At 65.8% G+C, this 23,784-nt stretch carries 20 protein-coding genes; 6 read left to right on the forward strand and 14 right to left on the reverse strand.

Features of this window, described 5'->3' with window-relative positions:
• The first annotated feature begins 19 nt into the window (after positions 1-19).
• From glyS to AC56LG_RS07450, 4 genes are all read left to right on the forward strand, one after another.
• Positions 20-2,107, forward strand: coding sequence for a glycine--tRNA ligase subunit beta (gene glyS, locus AC56LG_RS07435; protein ID WP_497165467.1), 2,088 nt, complete (start codon positions 20-22; stop codon positions 2,105-2,107).
• Between the two features lie 9 nt (positions 2,108-2,116).
• A complete protein-coding gene (gene gmhB / locus AC56LG_RS07440; RefSeq protein ID WP_497165468.1) occupies positions 2,117-2,668 on the forward strand; it encodes a D-glycero-beta-D-manno-heptose 1,7-bisphosphate 7-phosphatase in 552 nt (183 codons plus the stop codon).
• Between the two features lie 75 nt (positions 2,669-2,743).
• On the forward strand, positions 2,744-3,436 hold the full coding sequence (locus AC56LG_RS07445; protein WP_497165830.1) for a lysophospholipid acyltransferase family protein: 693 nt from the start codon (positions 2,744-2,746) through the stop codon (positions 3,434-3,436).
• 41 nt (positions 3,437-3,477) lie between these two features.
• A complete protein-coding gene (locus AC56LG_RS07450; RefSeq protein ID WP_497165469.1) occupies positions 3,478-4,404 on the forward strand; it encodes a M48 family metallopeptidase in 927 nt (308 codons plus the stop codon).
• 129 nt (positions 4,405-4,533) lie between these two features.
• Here AC56LG_RS07450 and AC56LG_RS07455 read toward each other — a convergent pair whose 3' ends face one another.
• The 7 genes from AC56LG_RS07455 to AC56LG_RS07485 form a co-directional block, all read right to left on the reverse strand.
• Positions 4,534-5,073 carry a YcxB family protein gene (locus tag AC56LG_RS07455; protein WP_497165470.1) on the reverse strand — a complete coding sequence of 180 codons (540 nt, stop codon included), beginning with the start codon at positions 5,071-5,073 and terminating at the stop codon, positions 4,534-4,536.
• A gap of 47 nt (positions 5,074-5,120) precedes the next feature.
• Positions 5,121-6,389 (reverse strand): lipid IV(A) 3-deoxy-D-manno-octulosonic acid transferase, encoded by a 1,269-nt coding sequence (gene waaA / locus AC56LG_RS07460; RefSeq protein ID WP_497165471.1) that lies wholly within the window; start codon positions 6,387-6,389, stop codon positions 5,121-5,123.
• Positions 6,386-7,366 (reverse strand): lipopolysaccharide heptosyltransferase I, encoded by a 981-nt coding sequence (waaC, locus tag AC56LG_RS07465; protein ID WP_497165472.1) that lies wholly within the window; start codon positions 7,364-7,366, stop codon positions 6,386-6,388. The genes waaA and waaC overlap by 4 nt, the downstream gene beginning before the upstream one ends.
• A gap of 12 nt (positions 7,367-7,378) precedes the next feature.
• On the reverse strand, positions 7,379-8,764 hold the full coding sequence (locus tag AC56LG_RS07470) for a phosphomannomutase/phosphoglucomutase (protein ID WP_497165473.1): 1,386 nt from the start codon (positions 8,762-8,764) through the stop codon (positions 7,379-7,381).
• Between the two features lie 187 nt (positions 8,765-8,951).
• Positions 8,952-9,263 carry an H-NS histone family protein gene (locus AC56LG_RS07475; RefSeq protein WP_056343802.1) on the reverse strand — a complete coding sequence of 104 codons (312 nt, stop codon included), beginning with the start codon at positions 9,261-9,263 and terminating at the stop codon, positions 8,952-8,954.
• 88 nt (positions 9,264-9,351) lie between these two features.
• On the reverse strand, positions 9,352-10,440 hold the full coding sequence (locus AC56LG_RS07480; RefSeq protein ID WP_497165474.1) for a glycosyltransferase family 4 protein: 1,089 nt from the start codon (positions 10,438-10,440) through the stop codon (positions 9,352-9,354).
• 268 nt (positions 10,441-10,708) lie between these two features.
• Complete coding sequence (locus AC56LG_RS07485) at positions 10,709-10,966, reverse strand: hypothetical protein (RefSeq protein ID WP_497165475.1); 258 nt, start codon at positions 10,964-10,966, stop codon at positions 10,709-10,711.
• A gap of 101 nt (positions 10,967-11,067) precedes the next feature.
• On the opposite strand from AC56LG_RS07485, the gene AC56LG_RS07490 reads away from it, so the two are divergent.
• Positions 11,068-11,919 carry a symmetrical bis(5'-nucleosyl)-tetraphosphatase gene (locus AC56LG_RS07490; RefSeq protein ID WP_497165476.1) on the forward strand — a complete coding sequence of 284 codons (852 nt, stop codon included), beginning with the start codon at positions 11,068-11,070 and terminating at the stop codon, positions 11,917-11,919.
• Here the strand turns inward: AC56LG_RS07490 and AC56LG_RS07495 are convergent.
• From AC56LG_RS07495 to AC56LG_RS07520, 6 genes are read right to left on the reverse strand one after another with little or no spacing between them, the layout of a single operon-like run.
• On the reverse strand, positions 11,916-12,683 hold the full coding sequence (locus tag AC56LG_RS07495; RefSeq protein WP_497165831.1) for a lysophospholipid acyltransferase family protein: 768 nt from the start codon (positions 12,681-12,683) through the stop codon (positions 11,916-11,918). The genes AC56LG_RS07490 and AC56LG_RS07495 overlap by 4 nt on opposite strands.
• A gap of 47 nt (positions 12,684-12,730) precedes the next feature.
• Positions 12,731-14,011: a dihydroorotase gene (locus AC56LG_RS07500; protein ID WP_497165477.1), complete on the reverse strand. Its 1,281-nt coding sequence runs from the start codon at positions 14,009-14,011 to the stop codon at positions 12,731-12,733.
• An 11-nt stretch (positions 14,012-14,022) separates the two neighbouring features.
• Positions 14,023-15,000 (reverse strand): aspartate carbamoyltransferase catalytic subunit, encoded by a 978-nt coding sequence (locus AC56LG_RS07505; protein WP_497165478.1) that lies wholly within the window; start codon positions 14,998-15,000, stop codon positions 14,023-14,025.
• A complete protein-coding gene (gene pyrR, locus AC56LG_RS07510) occupies positions 14,981-15,523 on the reverse strand; it encodes a bifunctional pyr operon transcriptional regulator/uracil phosphoribosyltransferase PyrR (RefSeq protein ID WP_497165479.1) in 543 nt (180 codons plus the stop codon). Before pyrR ends, AC56LG_RS07505 begins: the two co-directional genes overlap by 20 nt.
• The gene (gene ruvX / locus AC56LG_RS07515; protein WP_497165480.1) at positions 15,510-15,902 is read right to left on the reverse strand and encodes a Holliday junction resolvase RuvX; all 393 of its coding nucleotides are present in this window, start codon (positions 15,900-15,902) and stop codon (positions 15,510-15,512) included. Before ruvX ends, pyrR begins: the two co-directional genes overlap by 14 nt.
• Before the next feature lie 27 nt (positions 15,903-15,929).
• Entirely contained in the window at positions 15,930-16,550 is a 621-nt protein-coding gene (locus AC56LG_RS07520) for a YqgE/AlgH family protein (protein WP_497165832.1), read from the reverse strand.
• A 323-nt stretch (positions 16,551-16,873) separates the two neighbouring features.
• Between AC56LG_RS07520 and AC56LG_RS07525 the strand changes: the two genes are divergently transcribed.
• Positions 16,874-18,346, forward strand: coding sequence for a cryptochrome/photolyase family protein (locus AC56LG_RS07525; protein ID WP_497165481.1), 1,473 nt, complete (start codon positions 16,874-16,876; stop codon positions 18,344-18,346).
• Positions 18,347-18,484: 138 nt separating this feature from the next.
• Here the strand turns inward: AC56LG_RS07525 and AC56LG_RS07530 are convergent, their stop codons facing one another.
• The gene (locus AC56LG_RS07530) at positions 18,485-23,752 is read right to left on the reverse strand and encodes a hybrid sensor histidine kinase/response regulator (RefSeq protein WP_497165482.1); all 5,268 of its coding nucleotides are present in this window, start codon (positions 23,750-23,752) and stop codon (positions 18,485-18,487) included.
• Positions 23,753-23,784 lie beyond the last annotated feature (32 nt).

Here is a 23,784-nt window from a genome sequence, read left to right on the forward strand (position 1 = left end):
ACAGACAAGAACAGAACCCATGAATCAAACACTACTCGTCGAACTGCAGACCGAAGAACTGCCACCGAAAGCGCTGGTCAAACTGGGCGCGGCCTTTGCCGCCGGCATCGCCAATGGATTGAAAGCGCGCGACTTCCTGGAGCTTGACAGCGTCGTTACGCCCTACGCCACGCCGCGCCGCCTGGCCGTCTCGATCACCAACGTGCGCGCCACCTCGCCCGATAAATCGATCCGCGAAAAGGTGCTGCCGGTCTCGGTCGCACTGGACAAGGAAGGCAACCCGAGCGCGCCGCTGGCCAAGAAGCTGGCCGCCCTCGGTTTCCCCGACCTGAACATCGCCGACCTCGAACGCGCCCAGGACGGTAAAGCCGAAAGCTTCTTCTACACCCATACCGCTCCCGGCAGCGCGCTGGCCGGCGGCCTGCAGGACGTGCTGGGCGAGACCGTCGCCAAGCTGCCGATCCCGAAGGTCATGAGTTACCAGCGTCCCGACGGCGCCACCGTGCAGTTCGTGCGCCCGGTGCACCTGCTGCTGGCCCTGCATGGCGAACAGGTACTGCCGCTGTCGCTGCTCGGCCTGCAAGCCGGCCGCGAGACCGTGGGCCACCGCTTCCTGTCGCATGGCGGCGCGATCGCCGTGGCGCATGCCGACCAGTACGCCAGCGTGCTGGAAAACGAAGGCAAGGTGCTGTCCTCTGCCGAAGCGCGCAAGGAAAGCATCCGCGCCCAGTTGCTGGAAAAAGCCGGCGCCGACCAGGTGCTGATGCCGGAATCGCTGCTGGACGAAGTCGCGGCCCTGGTCGAATGGCCGGTGGTGTACGAATGCCGTTTCGAGGAGACCTTCCTGTCGGTGCCGCAGGAATGCCTGATCCTCACCATGCAGACCAATCAAAAATATTTCGCGCTGACCGATAGCGAAGGCAAGCTGCGTTCGCGCTTCCTGATCGTCTCGAATATCGCCACCGACGATCCGCAGCACATCGTCGGCGGCAACGAGCGCGTGGTGCGCCCGCGCCTGTCTGACGCCAAGTTCTTCTTCGAGCAGGACAAGAAGAAGACGCTGGAATCGCGCCTGCCGCAACTGGCGAATGTCGTCTACCACAACAAGCTGGGCACGCAAGCCGAACGCACCGAACGCGTGACGCAGCTGGCCGGCGCCATCGCCAAACGTTTGGGCTACGACGTCGCCCTGGCCGAACGCGGCGCGCGCCTGGCGAAAGCCGACCTGTTGACCGACATGGTCGGCGAGTTCCCCGAGCTGCAAGGCATCATGGGCACGTATTACGCGCGCCACGACGGCGAGCACGATGAAGTCGCCCTGGCCGCCTCCGAGCACTATCAGCCACGCTTTGCCGGCGACAAGCTGCCGTCGACGAACACGGGCCTGGTGGTCGCGCTGGCGGACAAGCTGGAAACCCTGGTCGGCATCTGGGCCATCGGCCTGCAGCCGACCGGAGAGAAGGATCCGTTCGCGCTGCGCCGGCATGCGCTGGGCGTGATGCGCATGCTGGTGGAGAAGCGCCTGCCGTTGGCGCTGTCCGAGCTGCTGGCGGACGCTGTGCGCGTGTTCGAGGGCCAGACGGCTTTCAAAGATCCGTCCACCGAAGTAAAAGCCTTCATGCTCGATCGCCTGCGCGGCATGCTGCGCGAGCGCGGTTTCACGCCGAACGAAGTGGAAGCGGTGCTGGCCCAGAATCCGGACCGCGTCGACGACGTCGTTGGCCGCCTGGAAGCGGTGCAGGCCTTTGCTGCGCTGCCGGAGTCGAGCTCGCTGGCCGCCGCCAACAAGCGCATCACCAACATCCTGAAAAAGACCGACGCCGCCATCGGTACCGTGTCCCAGGACCTGCTGCAGGAAGAAGCCGAGCGTACGCTGGCCGCCAGTGTGGAACGCGTGCGTCCGCAGGTCGACGCGGCATTCGCGGGCGGCGACTTTGCCGGCACCCTGAAAACGCTGGCGCAGCTGCGCGACGACGTCGATGCCTTCTTCAACGACGTGATGGTGATGGCCGAAGACGAGGCGCTACGCAACAACCGCCTGGCGCTGCTATCGAGCTTGCACGGCATGATGAACCGCGTCGCCGACATCTCCAAGCTGGCGGCGTAAAGGTTCACCATGAAGCTGATCATCCTCGACCGCGACGGGGTCATCAATCACGACTCGCCGGATTTCATCAAAAGTCCGGCCGAGTGGATTCCGATCCCCGGCTCGCTGGAAGCGATTGCACGCCTGAACCAGGCCGGCTACCGCGTCATCATCGCCTCGAACCAGTCGGGCATCGCACGCGAACTGTTCGACATGCCGACCCTGAACGCGATCCACCAGAAGATGCACAATGCGGCGCAGCAGGTCGGCGCCGACATCGACGCAGTGTTCTTCTGCCCGCATGCGGCGGCCGACAACTGCGATTGCCGCAAGCCGAAGAACGGCATGTTCGAGGAGATCAGCCAGCGTTTCAAGGTCAGCCTGAAAGGCGTGCCGACGGTCGGCGACTCGCTGCGCGACCTGCAGGCCGGTTTCATCAGCGGCTGCCTGCCCTACCTGGTCCTGACCGGCAAGGGCGAGAAAACCAACCAGACCGGCGGCCTGCCGCCCGGCACCCAGGTCTTCCCCGACCTGGCGGCGATGGTCACGGCGCTGCTCAAGGCGGCGCCACGTTCCAACTAAGTTTCAACCAACACCGAAGAGAATCCCTTGCGTACCGTCGTCCCCTTCCTGCGTTCCCTGTTGTTTACCATCGTGATGGTGATTGCCACCGTGGTCTGGGCCTGCGTCTGTTTTCTCGCCGCACCGCTCCCCTACAACAAGCGCTTCTGGGTGACCTCGCGCTGGAACGTCTTCATCATCTGGTGCGCGAAGGTCATTTGCGGCATCCGCTACCAGTTCAAGGGCTACGAGAACCTGCCGGACGCGCCGGCCATCGTGCTGTCGAAACACCAGTCGGCGTGGGAGACGATCTTCCTGCTGCCGAACCTGATTCGCCCGCTGGTCTTCGTCTTCAAGAAGGAAATCCTGTACATCCCCTTCTTCGGCTGGGCGATGGCGCTCTTGCGCATGATCCCGATCGACCGCAGCGAAGGCAAGAACGCCTTCGGCCACGTGGTCCGCCACGGCAAGCGGCGCCTGGCCGACGGCCAGTGGATCATCATGTTCCCGGAAGGGACGCGCATCCCTGTTGGAAAAAAGGGAAAGTACAAGAGCGGCGGTGCGCGCCTGGCCGTAGAAACCCAAGCCGTGGTCGTGCCGATCGCGCATAATTCAGGTGAGTGCTGGCCGAAGAATTCGTTCATCAAACGGCCCGGCCTCGTGACCGTCTCGATCGGCAAACCGATCTCGCCGGCAAACCATACTCCCGACAGCCTGATGCAAGAGGTCGAAAATTGGATAGAATCAGAAATGCGCGTCATTTCGCCCCACGTCTACACCGATGGCTGAACGAAGTTGGCGCCCTGATCAAAGCACCTCCCACGCATGACATGACATCCCCCAAGATCGCCGGGCCCCAACTCGATTTGTTCGCACAAGCGGCCAGCATGCCGGAACCCTTCCAGCGCGTGCTGGCGCCGCCGGCGCCGGCCCCCAAGCCGGTGCCGCCGCAGCCGCTGTTCAAGGCCCCGCCAAGCCCGCCCCGCATCACCTTGCCCTCCCCGCCACGCACTACCGACGATCCGCCCCTGCGGCGCATCGTGCTCGGTCACTACGCGGTCGACTACGAACTGAAACGCTCGGCGCGCCGCTCGATCGGCTTCATGATCGACGACGACGGCCTGCACGTGACGGCGCCGCGGCGCGCCATCCTGCCCGACATCGACAACGCGATCCGCGCCAAGCAGCGCTGGATCCTGACCAAGCTGCACGAACGCGGCGAACGCCGCGCGAAACGCGCCGAACGCGCCCCGCTGGTGTGGGAAGACGGCGCGCGTCTGCCCTACCTCGGTGGCGAGATCACGCTGCACCTGCAGCCGGCGCCACGCAGCCACTGCGTGTTCGATGCGGAGACGCGCGAATTGCGGGTCGGCGTGACGCCGGGACTGTCGGAGTGGCAGCTCAAGGAGCGCATCAAGATCTGGTTCCAGGCCGAAGCGAAACGCCTGTTCAGCGAACGTCTCGATTTCTACGCACCGCAGCTGGACGTGCGCTACAGCGCGCTGACCCTGTCGTCGGCCGGTACGCGCTGGGGGTCATGCACGATCGGCGGCAGCATCCGCCTGAACTGGCGCCTGGTCCACTACGCGCTTCCGCTGCTCGATTACGTTGTCGTCCATGAACTTGCGCACCTGCGCGAGATGAACCACAGTCCGCGCTTCTGGGCTGTCGTTGGGTCGGTGTATGCGGATTACGATGGGGCGCGGCTGGAGTTGCGGCGCAGGTCGCACGAGATGCCGGTGTTGTTCACCGACTGAGCGTCTCGGCTGCGCTGGAGCTGGCTGGACGCGTGGACGGGGAACCCGTCCACCCTACGTTCAGCAGCTCGCCCGTAGGGTGGACGGCTCTGCCGTCCACGCGTTCGACGCACGCCACCACATCGCGAACTAGTTCAAATAATGATCCCGCCGCGCCTCGGCCAACCCGCGCATCGCCCCGCGCTGCGCCTCGTTCAGGCAGCGGTATGGAATCGGCAGCGTGCCGCGTTTCAGCACCATCATGAAGCCGCGCGAATAGGTGCGCACGGCCATCACGTCGGCCCAGTTAATCAGGGTCACGCCGCCGCTGGTGCGCACGATGCCGTGTTCGTCGATGGTGAATTCGTAGGTGCGGCGCCCACGCCCGAGCAGCACGAAGTTCAGCGCCGCGCTGGCGGTGCTCTTGATACGCAGGTAGAGGCTGGCTGGCCAGCGGATGCGGCGGCGGCGGATCAGGAAGCCGCCGTGCTGCCACATGAAGGCGGTGTATTCGCGCAGCGAATAGCGCACGAAGAAATGCAGCTCGCCCAGTTTGGAGACGACCGTCGGCAAGGCTGGCGCGCCCGTGGAACCATAGAAACCGTCATCGGCGCCGTCGGCTGCGCCCTGCGCCATCATGGCCATCGGCTTGCCGCTGCCGTGTGGCCCCGGGTGATTTAACGACGACATGCGCGCCCCCTTTTTCTACCGAACTCAAAGAGCAATGGTATCAAACCCTACTCGAATTCCCGTTGCAGGAGTTCAACAGTGCGCAGGGTCGCGCCACGGTGCATGCTTGCAAATCCGGCCGCATTGGTGCCCATTTGCGCGCGCGCATGCGGGTCGCATAAGAGGCGGACAGCCTGTTGCAGCAAACCGTCCGCGTCGGGCACGCGCAAGGCCGCGCCGGCCGCGACCGCTTGCTCGGTTGCATCGAGGAAGTTGAAGGTGTGCTCGCCAACCAGTACCGGCTTGCCCAGCGCGCAGGCCTCGATCAGGTTCTGCCCGCCCAGCGGCAGCAGGCTGCCGCCGATGTAGGCGCAGTCGCAGGCGGCGTAATAGGCGAACATTTCGCCCATCGAGTCGCCCAGCAGAACGTCGGTCTCGACCGCTGCGCCTGCCAGCGACGAACGGCGCTGGACCGACAGGCCGCGCGCGCGCGCCAGTTGTTCGACTTCGTCGAAGCGCTGCGGGTGGCGCGGCACGATTGCCAGCAGCATGCCGGCCGGGCGATCGGTCAAACGTGCATAGGCGTCGAGGATCAGCGCCTCCTCGCCTTCGCGCGTGCTGGCGCACAGCAGCACCGGGCGGTCAGTAAAATGCGTGCGCAGCCAGGCGCCAAGGTCCAATGCGGCTTGCGGCGGCACTACGTCGAACTTGATGCTGCCGGTGACGGCGACGCGCGGCGCGCCGAGCGAGCGGATACGCGCGGCGTCGGCGTCGGTCTGCGCGGCGACCGTCGTGATGGCGCGCGCCGCTTCCCCCATCAAGCCGCCGAACTTCCGGCCGCGGCGCAGCGAGCGCTCGGACAGGCGCGCGTTCACCAGCGCTACCGGCACCTGCTGCGCGGCGCAGCCGGCGATCAGGTTCGGCCAGACTTCGGTCTCCATCAGGATGCAGATGCGCGGCGCGAAGTGGCGCAGGAAGCGGCGCACCATGAAGCCGGTGTCATAGGGCAGATAAGACTGGATCACGCGTTCGCCATGGCGCGCGAACAGGGTGCGGCCGGTGGCGCGCCCGGTCGGCGTCATGTGGGTCAGGAGCACGCGGCTGTCGGGCCAACCCGCGAGCAAGGCTTCCACCAGCGGTTCGGCGGCGCGCGTCTCCCCGACCGAGACGGCGTGTACCATGAAGGTCGTGCGCGGCGCCAGGGGTGTGCCGTACAGGCCCAGGCGTTCGCCCAGGTGCGCCCGATAACCCGGCTCCTTGCGGCCGCGCCACCACAGGCGCGCCAGCACCAGCGGCAGCGCCAGCCACCACAGGAAGGAATACAGGGGCCGGTTCAATGCGTCTCCAGCAGGCCGCGCGCAGCGGCGATCACGGCGTCGGCCGATGGCGGCGCGCCCTTGTCGCCGAGGTTGACGATGCGCGGCGACCAGTTGCCCTCGGTTTTCCACTTGGGCGAGTCGGCATAGATCTCCACCGTCGGCCGGTAAAAGGCGGCGGCGATGTGGGTCAGGCCGGTGTCGACGCCGATCGCCAGCGCCGCCTGCTGCGCCACGGTGACAGCATCCATCATCGACAACCTGGGCAGCACGCGCGCGTTCGGCAGTTGCGCGGCCAGCGCCTCGGCTTCGCGCTTTTCTCCTTCCGAGCCCCAGGGCAGCAGCACCGGCATCGGCGACAGCGCCTGGCCGGTGGCGATCCAGTTCGCGCTCGCCCACTTCTTGGCGTCGCGCGCGGTGCCGTGGAAGAAGACGGCGTAATCCTCGCGCGGCAGCCAGTCGGGACGCCCGGCTGCCGTTGGTGGCGGCAGGCCGAAGTCGGGCGGCGTGTCGACCGCGTAGCCGAGCGCGGCGCCGGCGACCAGGCGGCCGCGCGCCACCGCGTGCGTGCGCGGGTCGAGCGGGATGCTCTGGGTATGGAACAGCCGCGAGATGCCCTCGTAGCCGGAGCCTTCGCTGCCGTTGGCCAGTCCCACCTTGCGTCCGCCGCGGGTAACGCGCGCGGCGCCCATGATGACGCCGGTCTTGAGTAAACCCTGGGTGTCGAACACGACGTCGTATTCTTCCGCGCGCAGGGTGGCAAAGAAGGCCTTGATCTCGGCGCGCACGGCGGAATTGCGCAAACCCTTGCGCCAGCGCCGCAAGGCGAACGGAATGATGCGCCGTACGTGGGGATTCAGGCGCACCAGGCTGACATAGCCCTCTTCCACCACCCAGTCGATCGTCGCCTGCGGATGGTGGCGCAGGATGTCGGCCACCATCGGCAGGTTATGCAGGACGTCGCCCAGGGACGACACCCGCACCAATAAAATCTTCACGCCAGGGCCGCTTCAGAACGGCAGTGTGGCGTCCGGCTTGGCGGCCAGGATCACGCTGCGGAACTCGTCCTGGATGCGTGCCAGCGCTTCCGGGTTCTCGCCTTCGAAACGCAGCACCACGACCGGGGTCGTGTTCGACGAACGCGCCAGGCCGAAACCGTCCGGGTATTCGACGCGCAGGCCGTCGATGTCGTTGATTTTTTCCGAGGTCGGGAACGTGGCGTCGGTACGCAGCTTGTCGATCAGGGCGACGTTCTCGCCTTCCTGCAGGTGCAGGTGCAGTTCCGGCGTGCTGATCGCCATCGGCAGCGCATTGAGCAGCGCTGACGGGTCGTCCGTTTTCGTCAGCAATTCCAGCATGCGCGCGCCCGAATACAGGCCGTCGTCGAAGCCGTACCAGCGATCCTTGAAGAAAATGTGGCCGCTCATCTCGCCGCCCAGCGGAGCGCCGGTTTCCTTCAGCTTGGCTTTTACCAGCGAGTGGCCGGTCTTGTACATCAATGGACGGCCGCCGTGCTGTTCGATGTACGGTGCCAGGTGGCGCGTGCACTTGACGTCGTACAGGATCTCGGCGCCCGGGTTGCGCGACAGGACATCGGCGGCGAACAGCATCATCTGGCGGTCCGGATAGATGATGTGGCCATCCTTGGTGACGATGCCGAGGCGGTCGCCGTCGCCATCGAAGGCGAGGCCGATTTCGGCGTCGCTCGACTGCAGCGCGCGGATCAGGTCTTGCAGGTTTTCCGGATGCGCCGGATCAGGATGGTGGTTCGGGAAGTGGCCGTCGACTTCGCAGAACAGCTCGACCACGTCGCATCCCATGCCGCGGTACAGGTCGCCCGCAAAGGCGCCGGCCACGCCGTTGCCGCAGTCGACCGCGATCTTGATCGGGCGCGCCACCTTGACGTCGCCAATGATGCGCTCGAGGTAGGCGGCGCGGATGTCGTGGGTGCTGTAGCCACCTGGCGTCGCCGCGCTGCTGCCGTCGTGCGCTTCGATGCTGTCGTACAGGGCGGTGATCGCGTCGCCGTAGATCGCTTCGCCGGCCAGCACCATTTTAAAGCCGTTGTAGTCCGGCGGGTTGTGGCTGCCGGTGACCATGATGCCCGAGCGCGTGCCTTCCAGGACGTTGGTGGCGAAGTAGACCATCGGCGTGGCGACCATGCCGAGGTCGATGACGTCGACGCCGGCGGCCTGCAAGCCTTCGGCCAGGGCTGCTGCCAGGCCTGGTCCCGACAGGCGGCCGTCGCGGCCGATCACGACCTTGCGCTCTCCCTTGGCCAGGGCGGCCTGGCCAAAGGCTTGCCCAATGCTGCGTGCCACGCCGGCATCGAGCGTGCTGTCGATGACGCCACGAATGTCATACGCCTTGAAAATCGTTTTTGAGAGAGCAACCATGTTCTACCTTGAATGAGCCGGACGCCGTCGTGCATGGCCCGGTCCGCCGGAACGGAGGGCAGCCAACGCCATATGATGAGAGGATGACAAAACAGAGGGTATTGTAGCGGCAAGCGCGGCCATCGGGTAATCCTGATGGCCGGCTGGAGTGCATTACCGACGAGCGCCGGCAAGCAGGGGTAAAAACTTAAACGCGGAGTTTATCCAGGGATTTGCCGCCTTCGACCCATTCCTTGACCCACTTTGGCTGGCGGCCGCGGCCAGTCCATTGTTGCGACGAATTGTCCGGGTGGCGGTAACGCACTGCGACCGAACCGGTTTTGGTGCCGCGTGCCGGCGTATTGATCAGGTCTTTCAGCGGTACGCCAACCTTTTGAGCGATAGCCAGGATCTGCTCGCGTGCTTGTTGCACCTCCTGATGCTCACGCTGTTTCATTTCCTGCTTGATTTGCTCCTGCAGGTTGCGCAAATCGCCAACCGACATATTTGACAGATCCATCATCGTTCCTCGAAAGTTGGGTTAATCCAATTCAGGTGAAATCTCACCAAATGTCGCAATATACTACATTGGCAATTAATTGCCAGTGTTACTTGCGCCAAATCAGCCATCTGGGGGACCTGAATCGAACAATACGCGCATACAGCCACAGATAACTGATCACGAACAATAAAGAGAATACTATCAAGACGATGGTATTTTGCCAGAACAATGTAGCAGGGATGACTGCCATGAGTGAAAACAACCACAAATAAGGCGAGGTCCGCGCATTTCGCTGGAGCAGTGCACGCGCCTCTTTTTTACCGACGGTCCATCTGACAATACGCCTGAAAATAAGGCTATGCAAGTGAATACCGTCGGGTACCGCCGGCGATTTTCCACGTACAAACATGCGCCGATAAGCGGAAAAAATCGTTTCGAATGCGGGATAAATGAGGAGCAATGCCGCGTACCAGGTCGACACTTCCGGGTTGCGCATTACCAGCATCAGGGCCAGTTCACCGAGCATGAAACCGATGAAATAAGCGCCGCCATCGCCGAGGAAAATCAGGCCCACCGGATAATTCCACACCAGGAAGCCGGCCGTTGCGCCGGCCACCATCAGGGCCGTAATCAGGATGAACATGTCGTCCACCTGCAAGGCCACATAGGCCAGCGACACCAGCATGCAGATCGTGACCATGCTGGCCAGACCATTGAAACCGTCGATGATATTCACCGCGTTGGCAATCCCCGCCACCGCCAGCACCGTCAAGGGCAGTGCGATCGCACCGGAGGCCAGGATGACCAGGCCGAATGGCAGGTCGATGCGCTGCATTTTTGCATCGAGCAGAAAATAGGCCAGCGTCGCGCCCGCCATTGTCAGCAGCAACCGGCGCGATGGGCGCACCGCCCCGGTATAGTCTTCGAGCACGCCGCCGATGAATGCCACAAAGGCGCACAGCAGCAACAAAGGCAGCAGTTGCAATGGTATTGGCTCGCGCCACATCGAGATCGCGGCGGCCAGCACCACCGACAGGTAGATCGGCAGCCCGCCGATCCGCGCCACCAAATGCGTGTGCGCACGCTGTACGCCCGTAAAGTCGCTGTCGAGGGCCGGTCCATGCAATTTCGCCTGCTTGATGACGAGCAGGGTCAGCAGGGCCGAGCAGACGAAGCTGACAAAAAATGAAAACATGGAGGTTCCGCGGTTTCATGGCTCGACGGGCGGCTGCTCAGGTGCAATGCGGCAGCATGTTTTGTCAGGCGCGCTGGATCCATTTTAGCCGGATATATGCCTGCAACACGCGCCCGCAACACGAACACGCCAGTTTACCGTACCTGCAGTGTTGGAAATTGCGCCAGATCGCGTGGCGATTCGGCCACTGCAATCCTGCACCGGTAACGCCATTCATGCATCTGCCATCGGCAAGACCTCGGGCCGCACCAATCCGGGGCACGCATTGTTAGCCATGCGCTGGCAGCAATTGGAATCCATATGGCCGCTCCGGCATCGCGGCGATCGGATCGGACTTTTCCTTTATGGCGGCATCAATATAGCGCCCTTTACAGACAAGGCCGCCAATGGCGTCCAATGATCCGGCACGCCTGATTTTGTGGCGGATACCAAGGACCGCATAAGGCGCACCAATTCCATTGCCCGGCACGCTCCCGGCAATAGCCGCAAGCTGAGCTGATGCCGCAGTGGCGCTGATCCGGGCCACGCATATTCGTTCGCCGCGGCGAGGGCGCATAATCCCCCATCGCGCAACGTACCCGGGCAAAATCATTTAGTATGCCCTCCAAAGCAAACTGGAATACAACCATGAAAACCTATGTCATAGGCGACCTGCAGGGTTGCGCCCACGAGGCCGAGGCCCTGCTCGAGAAGATTGCCCTGGACGCCGGCGCCGACACGCATGCGCGCATTCTCTTCGTTGGCGACCTGATCAACCGTGGACCGGAATCGCTATTGGCGCTGCGGCGCATGAAGGCGCTGGCCGAACGCAGCGCCGGCCGCGTGGAAGCCCTGCTCGGCAACCACGACCTGCACCTGCTGGCGGTGGCCGCCGGCGCGCAGGCGGCCGGCAAGTCCGACACCCTCGACGAGATCCTGGCCGCGCCCGACCGCGACGAGCTGATGGCCTGGCTGCGCGGGCGCCCGCTGGCGATGTTCGTCGACGCCCATCTGCTGGTCCATGCCGGCGTGGCGCCGCAATGGGACGCGGCGCAGACGATGGCGCTCGCAGGCGAAGTCGAGGAGGTGCTGCGCGGCGACGGCTGGATCGATTTTTTGGCCAACATGTACGGCAACCATCCGGACCGCTGGGACGACAATCTGACCGGCATGGACCGCTTGCGCTGCATCGTCAACGCCCTCACGCGCATGCGCCTGTGCCTGCCCGACGGGACGATGGATTTCGCGCACAAGGAAAGCGAGAGCGGGCCGATCGGATCAAGCCTGCTGCCCTGGTTCGACCTGCCGGGGCGGCGCACGATGGACGTGACGGTGGTCTTTGGCCATTGGTCGGCGCTGGGCCTGATCCTGCGCCCGAACCTGGTGGGGCTGGACAGCGGCTGCGTCTGGGGCGGCAAGCTCACCGCCGTCTGCCTGGACGACCGCGGCCTGCTGCAAATCGACTGTCCGGAATACCGGCCGCACGCCGGCAAGGTCTAGGACGTTACCTTGTCCGCTTGCGCATCCGTAGCAGGCTGCGCCAGCGCGCCCTGGATCGCGTCGTGGGCGGCTTGCGCCAGCTCCCTGCGGTGGGCGCCGGCGCCTTGCAACGGGGCCAGGCAGGCCAGGCGCGCCCGTACCGGTGCGCCCTTCAGGATGGTCATGAGGCTGTCGACAAAACTCACGTCGCCCGTGTAATCGACGCCGCGATGCCAGTTGCCGGCCGCGTCGAGGTAAGCCAGCGCGCACGGCTGGACGGCCACGGGCGCATCGATGGCGGCTTCGAACAGGTTGGCGTGAAACGGCAGCACGCTGCCCTGCCAGGCCACCGTCCCTTCCGGGAACAGGCCGACGCGCTCGCCGCGCTGCAGCACCTCGACGATCCCTTTAAAAATGTGGCGCAGTTCGCGCCGGTTGCCGCGCGCGATGAACACGGTGCCGGCGCCGGCAGCCAGCCAGCCCAGCACCGGCCAGGAGCGGATCTCGGCCTTCGCCACGAAGCGGCAGGGATACAGCGAATTGATGACGAAGATGTCGAGCCACGAGATGTGGTTCGCCACCAGCAGCGCGTGCTCGAGCGCCGGCGCGCCGGATGCCGCTTCCACGCTCACGTTGCAGATGGCCAGCAGCCGGCGCGACCAGCGCCGCGTGGCCGCATCGCGCAGGGGCCGGCCGGCCCAGGGAAAGACGAACGCGCAGGTCGCCAGGCCCGCAAGCAGGTGAACGGTCACGCGCGCGAGGCGCCAGGCGAGACGAAGTCGGATCATGGGCAACATGCGGGGCCGCGGCCCCGCGCAGCGGTTAGCGCAAATTAGCGCCGGTAGGCGATGCGCCCGCCGACGACGGTCGCGCGTACCTGCCCCGGCAGCTCGAAGCCGAGGAAGGGCGTGTGCTTGCCCTGGCTGGCCAGCGCCGCGCCTTCCACTTTCCAGCGCGTCGCCGGATCGAACAGCACGATGTCCGCCTGCGCGCCGACGCCGAGCTGGCCGGCGGGCAGGCCGGCGGTGCGCGCCGCATCGACCGTGATCTTCGCCAGCGCCCGCGGCAAGGCATCCGCGCCATGCTGTTCTTCGGCCCATTTCAGCATCAGGGACAGCAGCAGTTCCAGGCCGGTGGCGCCAGGCGAGGCTTCAGCGAAAGGCAGCAGCTTTTCGTCGTCGTCGACCGGGGTGTGGTCCGAGCAGACGGCGTCGACCGTGCCGTCGAGCAGGCCGGCCGTGATCGCATCGCGGTCGCGGCCACTACGCAGCGGTGGGGTCAGGCGCGCATTCGAATCGAAGAAGCCGATGTCGGCGTCGGTCATGTGCAGGTGGTGCACGCCGACGTCGCAGGATACAGGCAAGCCTTCCTTTTTCGCCGCGCGTACCAGCGCCAGGCCGGCGGCGGACGAGATGCGGCACAGGTGGACGCGCGCGCCGGTCGAGCGCACCAGTTCGAAGATCGTGTTCAGCGCAATGGTCTCGGCCATCACCGGTACGCCCGACAGGCCCAGGCGCGAAGCCAGCGGCCCGCTGTGGGCCACGCCGCCGCGGCCGATGTGCGGGTCCTGCGGGCGCAGCCAGACGGTATAACCGAAGGTTTTGGCGTACTGCAGCGCGCGCAGCAGGACGTTGGTGTCGAGGATCGGCACTTCGGCCTGGGCGAAGCCGATGCAGCCGGCTTCCGTCAGTTCGGCCATCTCGGTCAGCGCTTCGCCCTTGAGGCCCATGGTCAGCGCGCCGAGCGGGTGCACGTGGGCCAGATCGAGGTTGCGCGCGCGGTGCTTGAGCATTTCGACCAGGCCCGGTTCGTCCAGCACCGGGTCGGTGTCGGGCGGGCAGACCAGGGTCGTCACGCCGCCCTGCACCGCGGCGCGCATTTCCGATTCCAGCGTCGCCTTGTATTCGTAGCCCGGTTCGCGCAGGCGCGCCGACAGGTCGACCAGGCCCGGCGCGACCACGAGACCGGTCGCGTCGATGGTGTCGTCGGCATTGAAACCGCTTGGGGCGGCGCCGATTGCCGCAATTTTGCCGTCCACGACGAACAGGTCGGTGACGCGGTCGATGCCGTTTGCCGGGTCGATCAGGCGCCCGTTCTTGATGTGGAGTTGCATGCGTGCGAAGTTCAAACCCGGCCTCCCGCCAAAATACTCATCACTGCCATGCGCACCGCGATGCCGAAGGTCACCTGCGGCAGGATCACGGCCTGCTTGCCGTCGGCCACCGCCGAATCGATCTCGACGCCGCGGTTCATCGGCCCCGGGTGCATCACGATCGCATCCGGTTTCGCCAGCGCCAGGCGCTCGGGCGTCAGGCCGTAGCTCTTGAAATACTCTTGCGCCGACGGCAGCAGCGCGCCCGACATGCGTTCGTTTTGCAGGCGCAGCATGATGATGACGTCGACGTCCTTGAGGCCTTCGTCCATGTTGTTGAACACGCGCACGCCCATGTGCTCAAGGCCGCTCGGCAGCAGCGTCTGCGGGCCGATGGCGCGCACTTCCGGCACGCCCAGCGTGGTCAATGCATGAATGTCCGAACGCGCCACGCGGCTGTGCAGGATGTCGCCGACGATGGCCACGCGCAGGTTGGTGAAATCCTGCTTGTAGTGGCGGATCGTGTACATGTCGAGCAGGCCCTGGGTCGGGTGCGCATGGCGCCCGTCGCCGGCATTCACGACGTGGATGTCGTTGCGGCCGCTGTCGTTCAGGTGCTTGGCGATCAGGTAAGGCGCGCCCGACTGCGCGTGGCGCACCACGAACATGTCGGCGTGCATGGCGGCCAGGTTGTCGATGGTGTCGAGCAGCGATTCACCCTTGGTGGTCGACGAGGCCTGGATGTTGAGGTTGATGACGTCGGCCGACAGGCGCTTGGAGGCGATCTCGAAGGTGGTGCGGGTGCGCGTGCTGTTCTCGAAGAACAGGTTGAACACGCTTTTACCGCGCATCAGCGGTACCTTTTTCACTTCGCGGTCGGAGATGCCGACGAAACTCTGCGCGGTGTCGAGGATGTGGTTGATGATCGCCTTGGGCAGGCCTTCGATGGTGAGCAGGTGCTGCAGCTCGCCGTTCCTGGTCAGTTGCGGGTTATTGTGCAGAATCGGCATTGTCTTCTTCGATCGTGAGCGAGAGTTGACCGGAGGCGTCGCGCGCCAGCGACAGCAGCTGGTTGTTTGCCAGCGTGGTGGTCACGCCGACGAAATCGGGCGCCACCGGCAGTTCGCGTCCGCCGCGGTCGGCCAGCGCCGCCAGCTTGATGCAGGCCGGACGGCCGTAGTCGAACAGCACGTTGATCGCGGCGCGCGTGGTGCGGCCGGTGTACAGCACGTCGTCGACCAGCAGGATGGTGGCGCCGTCGACGTTGAAACCGATATGGGTCGGCTTCACATCCGGATGCAGGCCCTTCCTGGCGTAGTCGTCGCGGTAGAACGAGACGTCGATGAAGCCGAGGCGCTCTTTGAGGTCGAGGTCGGCGGCCAGGCGTTCGGCCAGCCAGGCGCCGCCCGAGTGGATGCCGACGATGGCGGCGTTGTCGCGAAATTCGGGCACGCCGGCAAGGCCGGCGCGCACCTGTTCGAGCAGCGCGCGGTACAACGCTTCGGCATCGAAGTCTTGATTAATTGTTGGCATGGTCGTCAAAGTACTGTTGCAAAATAATGGCGGCGGCCTTGGCGTCGATGATCTCGCCGCGCCTGGCGGGGATCACGACCGACGAGTAGCGCTCGTCGACCAGCGCGACCGGGAGATTGAAACGTCCGTGCAGCTGGTTGGCGAAGCGGCGCGCACGCAGGGTCATGTCGTGCTCGGCGCCGTCGGGATGGCGCGGCTCGCCGACGACGAGGCGCGCCGGGCGCCATTCGTCGATCAGCTTGCCGATGGTGTCGAAACGGGTGGCGTTGTCGATGGCCTTGATGACGGTCAGGGGCTGGGCCTGCCCGGTAAGCGTATTGCCCATCGCGATGCCGATCCGCTTGATGCCGAAGTCGAACCCAAGAACGATATCGACCATCAATATCGACGGCCGTCACGAGAGGCGTCACGCATGGCCGGCCTCGGTGGCGAGCATCATCGGGTCGATGCCCAGCAGTTTGATGGCGGCGTTGTAGCGTTCCTCGATCGGCAGGTCGAACAGCACGTGCGCATCGGCGCCGACCGTGAGCCAGCCGTTGCGCGAGAGTTCTTCCTCGAGCTGGCCGGGGCTCCAGCCGGCATAGCCGATCGAGACCAGCATGCGCTTGGGGCCGGCGCCGCTGGCGACCGCCTCGAGCACGTCGATCGAGGTGGTGAATGCGACCTCGCTGGTCACGTTCAGCGACGACGAGTAACGTCCGCTCGGGCTGTGCAGCACGAAGCCGCGGTCGTCCTGGACCGGGCCGCCGAACATGATCGGCTCGTCGACCACATGCGAACGTAAACCTTCGGCCACTTTCAGGTCGATGCGGTCGAACAGCACTTCCATCGTCATGTCGGTGGGTTTGTTGATGACGACGCCAAGCACGCCTTTTTCGTTGTGCTCGCAGACGTACACCACCGCGCCGCCGAAGATCGGGTCTTCCATGGAAGGCATGGCGATGAGGAAATGATTGGCCAAGTTCAACCCTGACGGTGCCGGACCGATATTGCCGAGGGTTTCGCTCCCCTGCGGCATGCCGGCCATGGACGCAGTGGTGCCGATTTTGCTTTTCTTCATACGCTGACTCTCAGTTTTGGCTCGCTCTCTGGGAGAACCTCGATCGACCGGCCGCGCGTTGGATCGTCCACCCGCCGCGGTTTCCCGAAGCCCGTGTTTGACTACTAGTATCCAGACAACAACATTAGGCTTTTCGATAGTTTACACTGAAACGCGCGACCGGCCATCGGGAGCGCCGTTGCGCGCGTGGTAACAGGCGAGATACGGCAGTCCCGCAAACGTCTCGCTCACCTGGCGCAACGGTTCGATCCTAGCCCGTAAAATGGCCCGCCCTGTTGACTGAAAACACGATGATTCCGAAAAGCAAGTCTCTGGTCTGGTTCCGCCGCGACCTGCGCGCTTTCGACCATGCCGCGCTGCATCATGCGCTGGCGACCGCCGTGCAACAAGGTGGCGCCGTCTATTGTGTCTTCGTGTTCGATAGCGAGATCCTGGCCGGGCTGCCGCGCGCTGACCGCCGGGTGCGTTTCATCCACGCCAGCCTGCGCGAACTCGATGCGGAGTTGCGCAAGCTCGGCGGCGGCCTGATCGTGCGCCACGGTGCGGCGCGCGCATGCATCCCGCACCTGGCGGCCGAACTCGACGCCGACACCGTCTATGTCAACGATGACTACGAGCCGGATGCGATTGCGCGCGATGCGGCGGTGGCAGAGGCGCTCGAGCACGATGGGCGCAGCCTGTTGCGCTTCAAGGACCAGGTCATCTTCGAAAAGAGCGAGGTGCTCACGCTGGCCGGCGGCCTGTATGGCGTGTTCACGCCCTATAAAAATGCATGGCTCAAGCGGCTGAACGCGCAACCGGAAGCGGCCGCGCCGTGGATGATCGAACCGTATGCGGCCGGGTTCGCAGCGATTCCCGCAACCCCATTGCCCAGTCTCGCCGACCTTGGTTTCGACGACGCTCCCCTGCCCGCTCCAGCCGGCATGGATGGTGCGACCCGGCTGTTCGAAGACTTCCTGCCGCGCCTGGCCGACTACGGCACGGCACGCGATTTTCCGATGCAGGACGCGACCTCGCGCCTGTCGATCCACCTGCGCTTCGGCACGACTTCGGTGCGCCACCTGGTGCGCACCCTGCGCCAGATGATGGCCAACGGCGCCGGCGGCGCGGGTGCACCGGTGTGGTTGTCGGAACTGGTCTGGCGCGACTTCTACGCGATGATCCTGTTCCACCATCCGCACATCGCGCAACAGGCGTTCAAGCCCGCGTTCGATGCGGTCGCCTGGGAAGCGGGCGAACCTGCCGCGGCGCTGTTCGCGGCCTGGTGTGAAGGCCGCACCGGCTATCCGCTGGTGGACGCGGCGATGGTCCAGCTCAACACGACTGGCTTCATGCACAACCGCCTGCGCATGGTGACGGCGAGCTTTTTAACTAAAGATCTCGGCATCGACTGGCGCTGGGGCGAGCGCTATTTTGCGCGCCAGCTCAACGATTACGACCTGGCCTCGAACGTCGGCGGCTGGCAGTGGGCGGCGTCGACCGGATGCGATGCGCAGCCATGGTTCCGGATTTTCAATCCAACCACGCAGTCGCAGAAGTTCGACCGGCAGGGGGCGTTCATCCGGCAGTATTTGCCACAGTTATCGGGACTCGATGCACGGGACATTCATGCGCCGTGGCTGGTGCCGGCGGATGAATTGGCAGCGTGCGGGATTGTGTTGGGGCGGGATTATCCGGCGCCGATTGTCGATCATGCCGAAGCGCGGCAGCGGACGTTAGAACGGTTTGCAGTGGTGAAGGTAGCACAGCCGGACAGCGATTAGCAGGATGTAAGGTGGGCGGGTTCCCGCCCACGCGTTCAACCAACGCAAGATCTGCCGGTGCGCCTATTCAAACTTAACCTATCACCGCGTGGACGGGAGACCCGCCCACCTACGGGTATGATCACCCGGTTCGACTATTCACCCTTCCGGCATCTCGCCATTCAATAACCCGGCAATCGTCCCCAACAACACCGGCTCCTGGAACGGCTTGCCGAAATACGCATTCACGCCCAGCCCGAGCGCGACGTTGCGGTGCTTATCGGCCGTGCGCGAAGTGATCATGATGATCGGCAGCGCGGCGGTGGCGGCGTCGCCGCGCACGTGGCGCACCAGGTCGAAACCATCCATGCGCGGCATCTCGATATCGACCAGCATCAGGTCCGGCCGCACCTCCGGCAGCTGCGCCAGGGCGTCGACGCCATCCTTGGCCAGCGCCACGCGATACCCCTCGCGCTCGAGCAGGCGCTGGGTCACGCGGCGCACGGTGAGCGAATCGTCGACCACCATCACCGTCGCGCGCTGGAGAGGGGCCGGCTGACTGGCGCCAGGCGCTGCCATTGCCGCGGCCGCGGTCATGACCACACCTGCATTGCGACCGAGCGCCAGCGGATTGAGGATCAGGACGATGTCTCCGGTGCCGAGCACGGTGGCGCCGGCAATGCCCGGTACCCGCGCCAGCTGCGGCCCGAGGTTCTTGATGACGACCTCGCGGTTGCCGAGCACCTCGTCGACCTGCAGCGCACTGCGCTCGCCGGCGCTGTGCAGCACCAGCAGCGGACGCGAACGCAGGCCGGGTTCGAACCGGTCGCCCTCGCCCAGCAGCGCCGGCAGGTAGTGGAAAGCCAGTACCTGTCCGCCCGCCTCGATCGTGCCAGAATCAAAAGCGGCGGCCAATTCCGGCTCGCGCACCTGCACCACCTGCTCGACCAGGGTCGAGGGCAGCGCATAGGTCTTGCCGGCACTGGACACCAGCACCACCTGCGTCACCGCCAGCGTCAGCGGCAGGCGAATGGTGAAGCGCGTGCCCTGGCCGGCCGTGGTGTCGATCGTCACCCTGCCGCCCAGTGCCTGCGCTTCGGAGCGCACCACGTCCATGCCGACGCCACGGCCGGCCAGTTCGGTCAGCGTGTCGGCGGTCGAAAAGCCGGGTGCGAAAATCAGTTCGGCTGCCTCGTCGTCGGGCAACTCGGCATCCTGCGCAACCAGCCCCAGGGTTTTGGCCTTGGCGCGGATGCGTTCCAGGTCGAGACCGGCGCCATCGTCGCCGAACTGCAGCACGACCTCGTTGCCCTGCTGGCTGACCTGCACCAGTAATTCACCGGTGTCGGGCTTGCCCGCTGCCGCACGCGCGTCGCGCGCTTCGATGCCGTGCACGATGGCGTTGCGCAGCAGGTGTTCAAAGGGCGCCGCCATCTGTTCAAGCACGCTGCGGTCGATCTCGACGGCGCCGCCGCGGATATCGAGGTTCACGCGCTTGTCGGTTTCCTTCGCCGTCTGGCGCGCGACCCGGAACAGGCGTTCGGACAGGCTGGCAAACGGCACCATGCGCACCCGCATCAGGTCGCGCTGCAGGTCGCGCGTCATGCGCGCCTGGGCGGCCAGTTCCGCGCCGGCGCCGTCGACCGTACGAGACAGCGACTCGTGGAAGGAGGCGACGTCGTTCACGCTCTCGGCCATCATGCGCGTGAGTTCCTGCAGGCGCGTAAAACGGTCGAATTCGAGCGGGTCGAATTCGCGTTCTCCCGCGATCGACATGCGCGAGGCGATCTGCGATTCGGCCTGCATCTCGACTTCGCGCAACTGGCGCCGCAGGCGGCCCAGGTTGTCCGAAAAATCGTTCAAGGCGCCTTTCAGCACGCCCATCTGGTTTTCCAGTTTCGAGCGCGTGATCGAGACTTCGCCGGCCTGGGTTACCAGGCGGTCGAGGATGTCGGCGCGCACCCGCACCAGCGGCGTGCGTACTTCCGCCGCGGGTTCGAGAGCGGGCGGCGCCTCGTCTGCCGGCGCGGCGGGTTCGGGTGCCTGCGCAGGCTGCACCAGCTGTTCGAACAGCGCCAGCGCGGTGTCGTAGTTGGCCATCAGCTCGTCGAACGCGGCAGGGAGTGTCGTTCCCGCATGCACCATGTTCTCGACCTGCGTTTCCAGCTCGTGGGTGTGCTGGCCGATGCGCATCGCGCCGGCCATGCGCGCACTGCCTTTCACGGTGTGCAGCGTGCGCAATAACCCTTGCGCTGGCGCCGCATCGTGCGGATTGTGCTGCCACTGGCGCAGGCCATTGCCGATCTGCGGCAGCAGGTCGGCGGCCTCTTCCAGGAATACCGGCAGCAGGTCGGGATCGAGTTCGTCGTGCAGCACGGGTTCGGCCACCGGCGCGCCGCTGTCGGCCGGCAGGGCGAGGCTGCGTGCAATCGCTTCCGGCTGTGCCGCGGGTTGTGCTTGGGTTTCTGCTTCAGGTTCGGGTTCGGAAACCGGAACCTCCTCACCACCCTCCTCGCTTGGTGCCGGCATGTGTGCCTGCGGACTGTCGAACAGGGCGTCGAAATCGAGGCCGAACAGGTCGTCGTCGACCGCTGCGTTGGCAGCCGGCTCCGCTGCAACCGGCGGCCTGGCCGGCTCCACAACGGGCGGCTCGGCCAGCAGGCTCTCGTAAGCTTGCGCGAACAATTCGTCGAGCTGGCGCGTCAAGTCGGCACCGGCGTCGCCGTATGCGGCGGCGGCCTGCTGCTGCGCCAGGGCCTGGCTCAGGGCGTCGAGTTGCGCCAGCATCTCGGGCTGGGCGTCGGCCAGTTCGTCGCGTCCGAAGGCTTGCAGCATCTGGCGCACGCGCGCCAGCGCGGCATCGAGCACGTCGTGCTGGGCGGGGTTGAGCACCGGCGCAGGCTCGGCAAGCATCTCCAGCGCCGTCTCCAGCGCCTGCGCCAGGTCGCGCAAGGCCAGGAAACCGACCGTACCGGAGCAGCCTGCCAGCGTGTGCGCCGCCGCCAAGGCCTCGGCGCTGGCCGGACGGCCCGCTTCGTGGCGCCACTCGCCGAAGTCGCGCTCGAGCAGGCGCAGCAGTTCGTCGGTCTCGGCGACATAGATGTTGTACAGCGCCAGCGGAATCTCGAGCGTGCCGACACGGTGCATGTTTTCGTCGGCCGCCGGCGCCGGGCGCGTGGCGGTGGGCAGGGCGAACACGTTACTGGCCGCTTCGTGCTTATCGAGTGCTTCCGGCGCCGCGGGCACGTCGGCAAACGCGCCGCCCGCCGCCACCCGTTCGGCCGCCTCGATCAACTCCGTGCCGCTGCGTTCCGAAGCGCCGTGCGCCGCCAGCTCGGCCACCCAGGGCGTCAAGGCGGCATGCGCGTGCTCGATCAGGTCGAGCACATCCGGCGTGGCGGCGCGGCCATCGGCCAGCCAGACGTTCATCACGCGCTCGAGCGCCGCCGCGGCGGCCGCGAAGTCGTCCAGGCTGACCATGCGCGCGCTGCCCTTGAGCGTATGAAAGGCGCGCCGCACGGTGGTCAACGCGTCCTGCGCCTGCGGGTCGTGGCGCAGCGCCGGCACGGTGGCGGCGATGGTGTCGAGCACTTCGCCGGCTTCGGCCACGAAGATCTCGAGCAGCTCGGCATCGATCCCGGCGGGTTCGCTTTCGGCTGCTTCAGATTCAGCAACTTCGGGGACCACGACGGCTTCCTGCGCGGCGCCCGCCTGCTCGAAGCTCAGTTCGCGCAGCAGGCCCGCTTCGTCGTCGAAAATGAAACGGCTGTGCGCGCTGTCGCTGTTCTGCGCCAGCATATCGGTGAAGAAGCCGAGTGCGCCGATATTGCGGGCGATGTTGTGCAGGACACCGGCCTGGGTTTCGAGGTCGCCGTCGCCGCCGGCCAGGCCGGCCACCGCCTCGCGCACGTGGTGCGCGGTGCGCGCCGCCGCTTCCTGGTCGAGGATACTGAGCGCGCCCTGGATCTGGTGCAGCACCGGGTCGGCCGCGACCAGCGCGCCGCGCTTGTGCTGCGGGTCGTCGTAGTATTCGTCGAGCAGTTTTTCGACCTGGCGCAGGCCGGATTTTATTTCGCCTGCCAGCACTGCCAGCGTCTGGCCCTGGCCGACGCGCTGCGCCAGCGCATTCTGCCAGTCCGGCGCCGCCGGCAGTGTCTCGCCGGCGGCCAGCGCCAGCAGGCGCTGGCCCATCAGTTCGGCGTGCCGGATAAAATCGTCCGGCAGCCGGCGTACCTGGTCCAGGCCATGTTCGACGAACAGCAGCGCAGCGGCCATCTCGAGACCGAGCTGCTCGCCGCGGCCGGCGGCAAGCGACTCGATGGCCGCCCACTCCAGCTGGTGCAGCAGATCGGCCAGCGCCGGCGCGCCGAGCTGTTCGCCGGCGCCGGCCAGCGCGGCCAGCGCAGCCTTGAAGTCGGTTTCGCCGCGTGCGTCGGCGCGCGCGGCCAACTGGTCCCAGCCGGCTTGCGCGCGCGCCAGCGCTTCCTTCGCCTGTTTCAGTGCGGCCGGATCGACCTTGCCGTAACGGCGTTCGGCGTAGTCGGGCGGCACGGCGCCGTCGAGTCCGAACAGGCGGCGCAGCTGCACGGCGTCGCCATCGCCCGCTGGTGCGGCGGCGATGAAGAACAGCGCATCGCGCAGCATCGATTCGGGCAAGCCGGCCTGTCCCTGCGCCAGGCGACGCAGTTGCAGGTTGATCTGGCCGAACAGCTGTTTGACGTACAGGTCGCCGGCCAGCAGACCGTCCGCCACCAGGGTGGCAACCGCGTGCAGCGCGCGCCAGGCGGTGCGCGCCTGCGCATCCGGGCCATTGATGGATAGCGGCGCAATCGCCGCGGCCAGCGCGCCGGCATGCTGGCGCTGGGCGGCGGCATCCGGACTTTTCAGGTAAGGCAGCAGCGACTTTTCGAACTGGGCGCGGCATGCCGCATAGCCGGGAGCGGCGTCGACGGCGCCTGGAGAATCGAGCGTGCGCGCGCTGTCGATGTGCAGCAGGTCGGACGGGTGGATGCGCTCCGCGCCCAGCAGCTCCTGCAGCGCGCGATAGTAGGGGAACAGGCGCAGCGGCTGCGGCGCGCTGCCGGCCACCAGTTCATCGAGGTATTCGCCGATCGCGCCAAAGGCCGCGCGCACGACCTGGGCATGCTCCGGCGTGCAGTCGAGCGTGCGTTCCTTGAAGCGATCCAACGTGCGCTCGGCGGCGGCGGTGAGCAGCCCCACGCCCTCGACGTCGACCATCTGCAGCGCGCCGTGCGCCTGGTGCAGGTGCGTCTTCGCATGCAGCAGCAAGGTCGGCTGGGCTTCAGTCGAGCGCGTGGCGGCATCGAGCAAGGCGCTGCCGGCGCGCTCGAGCGCGCCGCGGATTTCGCCGATCACCCACGACAGGGGACCGGTGTCAAAGGCGGGTGCTGGCGAAAATGAAGTCATGGTCAAAATAAGGAGTAGAGACGGGAGTAGAA

This window comes from Telluria sp. ZB2R32, assembly GCF_059685715.1.